General features: G+C 71.4%; 8 protein-coding genes. 7 read left to right on the top strand and 1 reads right to left on the bottom strand.

Annotated features, from left to right (window positions below):
- On the bottom strand, positions 1–427 hold a 427-nt coding region (locus CCS38_RS01950; RefSeq protein ID WP_372456963.1), incomplete at its 3' end, for a LacI family DNA-binding transcriptional regulator.
- A 171-nt stretch (positions 428–598) separates the two neighbouring features.
- Here CCS38_RS01950 and CCS38_RS01945 point away from each other — a divergent pair.
- The 7 genes from CCS38_RS01945 to CCS38_RS01915 all read left to right on the top strand — a co-directional run bounded on the left by CCS38_RS01945 (position 599) and on the right by CCS38_RS01915 (position 7,326).
- Entirely contained in the window at positions 599–1,858 is a 1,260-nt protein-coding gene (locus CCS38_RS01945; protein WP_223731433.1) for an MFS transporter, read from the top strand.
- 9 nt (positions 1,859–1,867) lie between these two features.
- Positions 1,868–3,229 carry a Pup--protein ligase gene (gene pafA, locus CCS38_RS01940; RefSeq protein WP_030252024.1) on the top strand — a complete coding sequence of 454 codons (1,362 nt, stop codon included), beginning with the start codon at positions 1,868–1,870 and terminating at the stop codon, positions 3,227–3,229.
- Between the two features lie 151 nt (positions 3,230–3,380).
- Positions 3,381–4,358, top strand: a complete 978-nt coding sequence (locus CCS38_RS01935) for an FKBP-type peptidyl-prolyl cis-trans isomerase (RefSeq protein WP_223731432.1) — start codon at positions 3,381–3,383, stop codon at positions 4,356–4,358.
- 99 nt (positions 4,359–4,457) lie between these two features.
- Positions 4,458–4,832, top strand: a complete 375-nt coding sequence (locus CCS38_RS01930) for an FKBP-type peptidyl-prolyl cis-trans isomerase (protein ID WP_223731431.1) — start codon at positions 4,458–4,460, stop codon at positions 4,830–4,832.
- A 230-nt stretch (positions 4,833–5,062) separates the two neighbouring features.
- The gene (locus CCS38_RS01925; RefSeq protein WP_223731430.1) at positions 5,063–6,061 is read left to right on the top strand and encodes a helix-turn-helix transcriptional regulator; all 999 of its coding nucleotides are present in this window, start codon (positions 5,063–5,065) and stop codon (positions 6,059–6,061) included.
- A 17-nt stretch (positions 6,062–6,078) separates the two neighbouring features.
- Entirely contained in the window at positions 6,079–7,029 is a 951-nt protein-coding gene (locus CCS38_RS01920) for a helix-turn-helix transcriptional regulator (protein ID WP_223731429.1), read from the top strand.
- Between the two features lie 54 nt (positions 7,030–7,083).
- Positions 7,084–7,326 (top strand): hypothetical protein, encoded by a 243-nt coding sequence (locus CCS38_RS01915; protein ID WP_223731428.1) that lies wholly within the window; start codon positions 7,084–7,086, stop codon positions 7,324–7,326.
- Positions 7,327–7,331 lie beyond the last annotated feature (5 nt).

Below are 7,331 nucleotides of genomic sequence, written 5' to 3'. Positions count from 1 at the left end.
GGCCGATGCCCTCGGGGGAGGGGTACAGGACGAGGCCGAAGCCGCTGTCGGCGGCGATGCGGGCGGCGCCGGTGTAGACGCGGGCGAAGAATTCGGTGGTGAGGACAGGGACGACGAGGAGGGCGGTGCGGGTGCGGCCGAGGCGGAGGCTGCGGGCCGCGAGGTTGGGGCGGTAGCCGAGTTCGCGGGCCGCGGTGCGTACGGCGTCGGCCTTGGCCTGTGAGACGCGGCCGCGCCATTTGTCGCCGAGTACGAGCGAGACGGCCGCCTGGGAGACGCCTGCGGCGCGTGCCACGTCCTTGCTGGTGACGCGCGCGGCCTCGGTGCCGAGGGGCGCTGTGGCCGGCCGTGTCGCCGCCCCCGTCCGGCCGGTCGTACGGGCCTCCGCTGCCGGTGTCCCGGCTCGCGCCGCCCCCTCTTCGGTCACTGGTGCGCTGCCCCTTCGTGTCGTGCGACGTGCTGTGCGGTGCCGCTCGTGCGACGTGCTGTGCGGTGCCGCGGTGGACCCGCGGTCAGCGGCCATGGTACGTATGACGCGTCACGTTATACGTAACACTGACCGGCTCCCGGCCCGGACGGCCGGCGGAGAGGGGCGGGTATGGCCGCGGGATACGCGGAGCTGCTCAGGACGCGCCACGCGGCGCGGCTGCTGACCGGCACCTTGATCGGGCGGCTGCCGAACGCCACGGCGGCGCTCGCGGTGGTCCTCTTCACCCGCGCCGAGGGCGGCAGCTACGCCCTGGCCGGTGCGCTCTCGGCCGTGTACGGCCTCTGCAACGCCGTAGGACAGCCGCTGCTGGGCCGCGCGGTGGACCTGTGGGGTCAGCCGCGCGTCATGCTGCCCTCGGCCCTCCTGTCGGCGCTGGGCATGGTTCTGCTGGCCGTCGTGGGCATCGACCCGCTGTGGCCGGCGTACGCGGCCATGGTGGTCGCCGGATTCTTCACGCCGCCCCTGGAGGGCGGGCTGCGGGCGCTGTGGCCCGGGGTGCTGAAGCGCCCGGAGCGGGTGCATGCGGCGTACGCGCTGGACGCGGTGGCGCAGGAAGTGATGTTCGCGGTCGGCCCGTTGCTGGTGACGCTGAGCGTCGCGGTGTGGTCCGAGCGGGTGGCGCTGCTGGTCATCAACGTCCTCGGGGTGCTCGGCGCGCTCTCGGTGGTGGTCTCGCCGCCGTCCCGGCAGTGGCGCAGCGCGCCGCGCGAGGCGCACTGGCTGGGGGCGCTGCGCTCGCGCGGGATGCTCGTGCTGATCGGGTCGTTCTTCTTCGTGGGGCTCGCGCTGGGTTCGATAGCGGTGGCGGCGGTGGCGTACGCCGACACGCACGGCGGGCAGATGGTTTCCAGCTATCTGCTGTCGGCGCTGGGCGTGGGGGCGCTGGTCGGCGGTGTGGTGTACGGGGCGCGGGAGTGGCCGGGGGCGCCGGAGCCCCGGCTGCGGGTGCTGATCGGGCTGCTGGCGCTCGGGTACCTGCCGTTGGCGCTGGTCCCGGGGGTTGCGGGCATGACGGCGCTGACGGGGCTCGCGGGGGTGTTCCTGGCGCCCGCGCTGGCGTGCGCGTTCATCGTGGTGGACCGGCACGCGCCGCGGGGGACGGTGACGGAGGCGTTCTCGTGGCTGGTCACGACGTTCGGGGTGGGGGCCGCTGTGGGTACGTCAGTGGTGGGCCCGGCGGTGGAGCTGGGCGGCGCGGCGGCGGGTTTCGCGGTCGCGGGCGGCGGTGGTCTGGCCGCGCTGGCGGTGATGGTCGCGGCGCGGCGTTTTCTGCTGCCGTCCGGGATGCGTACGGTGAGTGGCGTCCAGGCGGAAAATGATCGAAACGGTACTGTCGAACCCGGTTTCAGAGCAGGCCATCAGGCGTAATGTTCAGTCATGGACCGCCGCATTTTCGGGCTGGAGAACGAGTACGGCGTCACGTGTACGTTCAGGGGACAGCGCCGCCTGTCTCCTGACGAAGTGGCGCGGTACCTCTTCCGCCGTGTCGTGTCATGGGGCCGCAGCAGCAATGTCTTCCTGCGGAACGGTGCCCGCCTGTACTTGGACGTGGGATCGCACCCGGAATACGCAACTCCCGAGTGCGACAACGTGACCGAGCTGGTCACCCACGACAAGGCCGGCGAGCGCATTCTCGAGGGGCTGCTCGTCGACGCCGAACGCCGCCTGCACGAGGAGGGAATCGCCGGAGACGTCTATCTCTTCAAGAACAACACCGATTCGGCGGGAAACTCCTACGGGTGCCACGAGAACTACCTCGTGGCGCGGCACGGGGAGTTCTCCAGGCTCGCGGACATCCTCATTCCGTTCCTGGTGACCCGTCAGCTGCTGTGCGGCGCAGGAAAGGTGCTGCAGACGCCGCGCGGCGCGGTGTACTGCGTCAGTCAGCGCGCCGAACACATCTGGGAAGGGGTCTCCTCGGCGACGACCCGCTCCCGGCCGATCATCAACACCCGTGACGAGCCGCATGCCGACGCCGAGCGGTACCGCCGGCTGCACGTCATCGTGGGTGACTCCAACATGTCCGAGACGACCATGCTGCTGAAGGTCGGCGCCACCGACCTCGTCCTGCGCATGATCGAGGCGGGCACGGTGATGCGTGACCTGACGCTGGAGAACCCGATCCGGGCGATCCGCGAGGTCAGCCACGACATCACCGGTCAGCGCAAGGTGCGGCTGGCGAGCGGCCGGGAGGCGTCGGCCCTCGAAGTCCAGCAGGAGTACTACGAGAAGGCGGTGGACTTCTGCGACCGCCGCGGCATCCGCACGGGCACCGTCGAGCGGGTCCTGGAGCTGTGGGGCCGCACGCTGGACGCGATCCGGGAGGAGGACCTGGACCGGGTCGCGACCGAGATCGACTGGGTCATGAAGTACCAGCTGATCGACCGTTACCGTGCCAAGAACAACATCACGATGTCGCATCCGCGGGTCGCGCAGATAGACCTCGCGTACCACGACATCCACCGTCGCCGGGGTCTGTACTACCTCCTGGAGAAAAAGGGTCAGGCGGCGCGGGTGTGCAACGATCTGAAGATCTTCGAAGGCAAGTCCGTGCCGCCGCAGACGACGCGGGCGAGGCTGCGCGGCGATTTCATCCGCCGGGCACAGGAACAGCGCAGGGACTTCACCGTCGACTGGGTGCATCTCAAGCTCAATGACCAGGCGCAGCGCACGGTGCTGTGCAAGGACCCGTTCCGGTCGGTGGACGACCGGGTGGAGAAGCTCATCGCGGGAATGTGACCCGTTCGCGGCGCGGCGGTGTGTCAACGGCCTTTGTGCCGGGGCACACCGCCGTGTTGTCTTCCGCCGTGTTGTCTCTGGAATTGCGGTGGGGGTCAGGTCGTAGAGTGGCGGGCATTGCCCACCCACCCCTCTAGCCCGAGTTGGACTGATGAAGCTCACGAAGAACACCCGCCGTGCCGCGGCCGCGGCGATCGCCGTGCCCGTCCTGCTGTTCACCGCCGCGTGCGGGTCCGACGAGGGCTCCGACGCGGGCGTCGCGTCGGTGGAAGGCAAGGCCGGCGAGCAGCCCAAGATCAAGGTCGACAAGAAGGCCAAGCCGTCGGACACACCGGTCGTGAAGACCCTCTCCGAGGGCAAGGGCGCGACCGTGAAGAAGGGCGACTTCGTCCGGCTGGACTTCGTGGGCCAGATGACGAAGGGCCAGTCGCTGGGCAGCAGCTGGGCCAAGCAGCCGGGCGCGAGCGCCAAGGCGCCGCGCATGCAGGCCGTCGGCACGGCCGGTCAGGCGACCCCGCAGCTGCCCACGAAGGTGATGGAGGCGGTGACGGGCAAGAAGGTCGGCTCCCGCTTCGAGATCGAGGGCACCGCCAAGGCGCTCATCGGTGACCAGCTGAACCCGCAGGCGGGCGTGAAGCCCAGCGACGGCCTGGTGTGGGTCGTCGACGTGGTCGCCGCCAAGAAGGCCGACAAGAACGGCGAGGCGAAGGGCGAGCAGGCGGCGCCGGAGGCCGGTATGCCGGAGGTGAAGTCGCCGAGCCGGAAGCCCGCGGAGATCACCGTCCCCAAGGGCGAGAAGGCCCCCAAGGAGACCAAGAGCCAGGTGCTCATCAAGGGCGACGGCCCGAAGGTGAAGGCCGGTGAGGGGCTGATCGCGCAGTACACGGGCGTGAAGTGGGAGGACGGCAAGATGTTCGACTCCTCCTGGAAGCACGGCGGCGCGACCGCCTTCCAGATCGGCACCAACGCGGTCGTCAAGGGCTGGGACAAGGCCCTGGTCGGCAAGAACGTCGGCGACCGTGTCGAGATCGTCGTGCCGCCCAAGGACGGGTACGGTACGAGCCCGCAGGGCGGCGAGCTGGCCAACCACACGTTGGTCTTCTCGGTGGACATCCTCGACACGTTCTGAGGGAGCCGGGGCCGTACGCCGCCCGCCGCGATGATCACGGCCCGGCCATCTGCGAGACTGTCCCGCGTTGTAGAACGATTCGTTCGTAGGAGCACACACGTGAGCATCGACAAGCCCGAGATCGACTTCCCCGAGGGCCCTGCGCCCGCCGATCTGGAGATCGTGGACCTGTGGGAGGGTGACGGGCCGGTCGCCAAGGCGGGGGACACCGTCTCCGTCCACTACGTCGGCGTGTCCTTCAGCACCGGCGAGGAGTTCGACGCCAGCTGGAACCGTGGCAAGCCGCTGCAGTTCGAGCTCGGCGCCGGCCAGGTCATCGCCGGCTGGGACCAGGGCGTGCAGGGCATGAAGGTCGGCGGCCGCCGCCGGCTGACCATCCCCGCGCACCTGGCGTACGGCGAGCGCGGCGCCGGTGGCGGCCGCATTGCGCCGAACGAGACGCTGATCTTCGTCTGCGACCTGGTCTCGGTCTGAGAACCGGCCGCAGACGCAGCGTCCGCGACCGGATACCGGTCCGGCGCTGATCTTCGCGCACGCGGACACCGTGTCCGGACGCCGGTTACGTCCTTGTGCGGCGCCGGCACGGTGCGTGGCGCGAGCCTTATGGGCCCATGCCCCCCTCGGGGGGTATGGGCCCTCGGCTTTTGAAGCGGCTCCCGGTAGCGGTACGGTCATCGGTCGAGACCACAGAGAGAAGGGCGTCGATGGCCATTGCCAAGGCCGAGCGGCTGATGAACCTGGCGCTGTGCCTGCTGGGGACCCGGCGCCCGCTCACCAAGCGGGAGTTGCGCGGGTCCATCGAGGCGTACGTCGAGGCGTTCGGCCCGGGGGACGGTCCGGCGGGCGCGGGCGACGACGCGTTCAACCGCATGTTCGAGCGGGACAAGGATGACCTGCGGGAGCTCGGCATGGTCATCGAGACCGTCGAGGGCCTGGAGGGGGACACCGGATACCTCGCGCGCCGCGACTCCAACCGGCTCCCGCCGATCACCCTGGACGCCGAGGAGGCCGCCGCGCTCGGCCTCGCCGCGAAGATCTGGCAGCAGGCCCGGCTCGCGGGCGCGGCCAGCGGCGCGCTCCAGAAGCTGCGCGCCGCCGGTATGCCGCTGGCGGCGGAGGACGAGGGCCCGTACGACCCCGCCCAGCCGCACAGCGCCCTGGAGCCGCGCATCCCCGCCCACGAGGCGGCTTTCGAGCCGCTGATGCTGGCCTGCCGGGACCGCCGCCCGGTCGTCTTCGACTACCGCAAGGCCAACGCGGCCCGGCCCGAGCAGCGCCAGGTGGAGCCCTGGATCCTCGAATGCTGGCGCGGCCACTGGTACCTGGCGGGCTGGGACCGCGACCGGCAGGCCGAGCGGGTCTTCCGGCTCTCCCGCATCACCGGCAAGGTCCGCTCGCGCGCGGGCAAGTTCACCGCCGAGGTGCCCGACCACGTGACCGTACGGGAGACGGTGGAGAGCTGGGCCGGGGAGACCGCCACCGGCACCGCCCGCATCAAGCTGCGCGCCGACCACGGCTACCCGCTGCGCGCCCGCGCCCTGTCCGTGCGCGAGGCGGGCGAGGGCTGGGACGAGCTGGAGATCCCGTACGGGCACGGGCTGGACGCCTGGCTCGTGGAGCTGGGCCCGGATGTCGTCGTACTGGAACCGGCCGAGCTGCGGGCCGACGTGGTGGACCGGCTGCGCGCCGTGGCCAAGGGCTGAGGGGGAGCGACCAGACCATGGCGACCAACGCCATCGACCAGACCCGCCGGATGCTGTCCCTGGTGACGTATCTGCGCGAGCGCCCCGGCGCCCGCGTCAGCGACGTGGCCCGGGCCTTCGGCATCACCGAGGACGAGCTGATCGCGGACCTCGACGTACTGCCCATGTGCGGTACGAGCTTCCGCGGCGGCGACCTGCTGGACATCGACACCGACGGCGACCGCATCTGGTGGCACAACCCCGACGACGTCGCCGAGCCGCTGCGGCTGGCCGCCGACGAGGCGACCGCGCTGCTGGTCGCGGCGCGCGCGGTGTCGACCCTGCCGGGCCTGCGCGAGGGCGACCGGCAGGCGCTGCTGCGCGCCACCGCCAAGCTGGAGGCCGCGGCGGGCGAGGCGGCGGGCGCCAGCTCCCGCCTGTCCGTCACCTTCGAGTCCGAGGGTGGCGTCTTCGCCGACGTGGACCGGGCCATCGCCGAACGCCGCCGTTTGTGGCTCAAGTACTACTCGCCCGCCCGCGACGAGCTGACCGAGCGCGAGGTGGACCCCATCCGCCTCTTCGCCGTCGGCCACACCTATGTCGAGGCGTGGTGCCGGCTCTCCGAGGCGCGCCGCACCTTCCGGCTGGACCGGGTGGCCGAGATCAAGCTGCTGGACGCGCCCTCCGACCCGCCGCCGATCGAGCTGCGGGACCTGTCCGAGGGGCTGGTGCAGCCGGCCGCCGAGGACCCGGAGGTCGTGATCGAGGTGGGGCCCGGCGGCCGCTGGGTCGCGGAGTACTACCCGCACGACACCGCCGAGGAGCTGCCCGAGGGGGGCCTGCGCATCACCCTGCGTACCCCTGAGCCCGCCTCGCTGCGGCGCCTGGCGCTGCGGCTGGGCCGGGACGGGCGGATCGTCGCGCCGCAGGAGCTGGCGGACAGCGCGCGGGACGCGGCGGCGCGGGCGCTCGCCGCGTACGGCGGCTGAGCGGCGGCCCGGAACAGGGACAGTCGAGGAAACCGCAGGGGAGCTGTGAGTGCGATGACGACCGTGACCACCCCGGCCGCGCCCGTGATCTTCAAGGCGGCCTGCCCGGACTGCCGGGGCCACTTCGAGCTGGCCTCGGACGCGCTGCGGCTGGCGATCGGCGGCAGCCGCCGCACCACCTTCTACTCCTTCACCTGCCCCGACTGCGGCTCCGCCGTCCGCAAGCCGGCCGGCGAACGGATAGTGGAACTGCTCACCGGCGGCGGAGTACGGACACTGCGACTGCATACGGGGTGAGGGGG

The sequence above is a fragment of the Streptomyces purpurogeneiscleroticus genome, assembly GCF_020024005.1.
Classification (GTDB): domain Bacteria; phylum Actinomycetota; class Actinomycetes; order Streptomycetales; family Streptomycetaceae; genus Streptomyces; species Streptomyces purpurogeneiscleroticus.
This window is presented reverse-complemented; position numbering and strand designations above follow the sequence as displayed.

What these genes read in the sequence shown, in the direction of transcription:
- CCS38_RS01945 (WP_223731433.1), top strand. Translation starts at nt 599, where the DNA reads ATGGCCGCGGGATACGCGGAGCTGCTCAGGACGCGCCACGCGGCGCGG.
- pafA (WP_030252024.1), top strand. Translation starts at nt 1,868, where the DNA reads ATGGACCGCCGCATTTTCGGGCTGGAGAACGAGTACGGCGTCACGTGT.
- CCS38_RS01935 (WP_223731432.1), top strand. Translation starts at nt 3,381, where the DNA reads ATGAAGCTCACGAAGAACACCCGCCGTGCCGCGGCCGCGGCGATCGCC.
- CCS38_RS01925 (WP_223731430.1), top strand. Translation starts at nt 5,063, where the DNA reads ATGGCCATTGCCAAGGCCGAGCGGCTGATGAACCTGGCGCTGTGCCTG.
- CCS38_RS01920 (WP_223731429.1), top strand. Translation starts at nt 6,079, where the DNA reads ATGGCGACCAACGCCATCGACCAGACCCGCCGGATGCTGTCCCTGGTG.
- CCS38_RS01915 (WP_223731428.1), top strand. Translation starts at nt 7,084, where the DNA reads ATGACGACCGTGACCACCCCGGCCGCGCCCGTGATCTTCAAGGCGGCC.